1 protein-coding gene and 2 pseudogenes are annotated in these 2412 nt (G+C 38.7%); 2 read left to right on the top strand and 1 reads right to left on the bottom strand.

The features are described from left to right. Nucleotides 1–152: 152 nt before the first annotated feature. Both EKM83_RS13105 and EKM83_RS13100 read left to right on the top strand, forming a co-directional pair. Nucleotides 153–977: pseudogene (locus tag EKM83_RS13105) on the top strand (S-adenosyl-L-homocysteine hydrolase); the annotation flags it as partial. 298 nt (nt 978–1275) lie between these two features. Continuing rightward, nucleotides 1276–1365: a putative holin-like toxin gene (locus tag EKM83_RS13100; RefSeq protein WP_107696660.1), complete on the top strand. Its 90-nt coding sequence runs from the start codon at nt 1276–1278 to the stop codon at nt 1363–1365. 156 nt (nt 1366–1521) lie between these two features. Here EKM83_RS13100 and EKM83_RS13095 read toward each other — a convergent pair. Then, a pseudogene (locus tag EKM83_RS13095) lies at nt 1522–2412 on the bottom strand (hypothetical protein); the annotation flags it as partial.

Genomic DNA, 2412 nt, shown 5'->3' with positions numbered 1-2412 from the left:
AGTTTAATGTTTATAACGAGAAGTCTCTGAAGCGGATCCACCGAGGGTTCAAAGGACTCCAGGACACCTTGAAAGCATCATTTATTTAAGTTAGATACATATTATATGTACGAAGGCATTTCATTTACACAAGATTCTTGACGCTACCCAATTTTGTACCAAGATTAAGTGACATTCAGAAACAGTTTAAAGGTCAATTGGTTAAAATAATCGAGGATACGGGAAATGGCTACCAAAAGTATGAAGATAAGCTGTCCAATAATTCAATATCAGTCCCAATACTATCAGTGGCAAGAAGTTCTTTAAAAATTGAGGAAGATTTTTTGGTTGGACATGAGATTGTAGTCAAATCCGAAATCTTTTTAGCAGATTATGGAACGACGCTTTTAGGCAAGAAAGTACTAGTTATTGGCTATGGTAAAGTTGGCTCCAGTATAGCGGGTAATTTAAGAAAACGTGGTGCAATAGTCACAGTTTCTGATAAAAGGGCAATACGATTAGCTAACGCATTAGCCCATGGGTACCAAATAACTAATGATATATATACTGAGCTAATTGACGTTGATATTGTGTATATAGCTAATGGAGAGAAGTCTATTGATACTCTTCAACTAAAAAAATTGGATTTGAAACATACTTTATATAGCTTTTCTGTAACTTCAGCGGACGATACTTTTAAAAATAGTCAAATGATCAACAAATTACCCCGCTATGGACACAATGGTGGGTATAAAATTTTAAAAACTAAAAGCAATAGGACTATTATTCTAGCAAATTCAGGGGACGCAATTAATTTCACATACTCTATATCAACATTAGCTTCCTACGTTCAATTAACACAGGCTGAAATGGCAGTTATACTACAAAAAGACATTTCAGGTGAAGAAAATCAGGGAATTGTTGAATTAAATGAAAACGACAGAGAAAAAATTGCTAAAGAATGGTTGGTAGAGATATTCAAATTTGTTAAAAGTTGAATTAAATGAAAAAAGCTTAAAGAATTATACAAATAAGCTCTGGTTGCTACCGACAAAGAGATTCTAAGCTGCTTTTAGTTGCTGCTAAACTTTGATCGTAGTATTAAACAAAAATACCTTATTAAGCGCAACTTTCACTGAAACAGTTGATAACAATATTAAGATGAAATTTGGTTTCCTCGTCAAAGTTTCTGTATAATAGATTAAGCAGGAAGTTTTAAGGGCGGTGGCTGTCTTTTCCCTTGCGAGGTGAGGCCCATGGGAACATGGAATAATCTTCAGGAAGGTTTCACAGTCAATGAGCGTCTTCCAGGCACTCTCGTTGATGTTGCTGTTTGGCACGTTTTTAATCGCGCTACTCAGCTACATCGACAAGCACCACAAATAAAAAAGCCGCCCCGATTATAACTTTGGCGAGTTACGGGACGACATTAATATAGTTTTGTAATTATGCCACCGCCTTTGAAGCGGCTTGCGTGGGAAGTCCTGTTTTCGGCGGGGCTTCCTTTTCTGTTTCCATTATAGCATGCCCTTTAAAAACTGGCTAACGTTTTAGACTTTGATCGGGTTCAGAATCTGGTTGTTTAATTTCTGGATTCTTTTTAGCAAATGCTTGCAGTTACTTTTGTGTTCGCTCACTGATTTCATGGTGTACATCATTTAATTTATTTTTTAGTTCTGATTTTTGTTGTGGATTAGTTGCTTGCTGAACTTGTTGTTGCAAGCCTTGATAGGACTTATTAAGATCATGGGCTGATAGCTTTTTTAGATCATGCGCAGGCTCTTTTGGGGCTTCTTGTAAGCCTAATTGTTTGGTTAAGCCATCGCTAAGTTCAATCACTTTGTTGCTAACTTGCTGGATTTCACTTAAAGCACTATGGATCACGGCTTTATCTTTAGCCCAGGTGGCCACGTAACCGAGTGAGTAGTTGCTGGTATCAACGCCAATATTTTGCATGGCAACATATGCGACCGCTTCGGCCTGGGTTTCCTGATAAGCTCGTGGCCGATCTTTAAAGGCTGATTTTATGCCGTGTAGCTGGCTATGCGCATATTCGTGGTATAACGTCTTTAGTTTCAAAGCATTGTCAGGCTCATCGCCACCAATGACGATTTCATTAGTGCTGGGTTGAAAATACCCCTTAGCCCCATTTAGCGTCGCTAAAGGCACTTCACTGACTTTAAGGTCGGTTTGCTGGTTTAAATAATCTTTGAACGCGTTATATAAGCTTGTCACATTCTGATGATCGGCCAAATTTTCTTTGACAAAGTCTTTAGCACTTAACACTGGTTCACCGCTAGTTTGTGCCACATCAAAGACGGGTAGATAGCGATAACCGACAATGGCGCGCTCATCGGTGGTATCAAGATGCTTCTGCTCGGCTGGTGTTAGCTTCTTAATGATCGGAGCCGCAATCCGAATCGCTTTTGCGCC

Origin of the sequence: Levilactobacillus angrenensis (assembly GCF_003946085.1) — a bacterium.
GTDB lineage: Bacteria > Bacillota > Bacilli > Lactobacillales > Lactobacillaceae > Levilactobacillus > Levilactobacillus angrenensis.
Note: the sequence above shows the minus strand (reverse complement) of the source record. Positions and strands in the feature narration are given on the sequence as shown.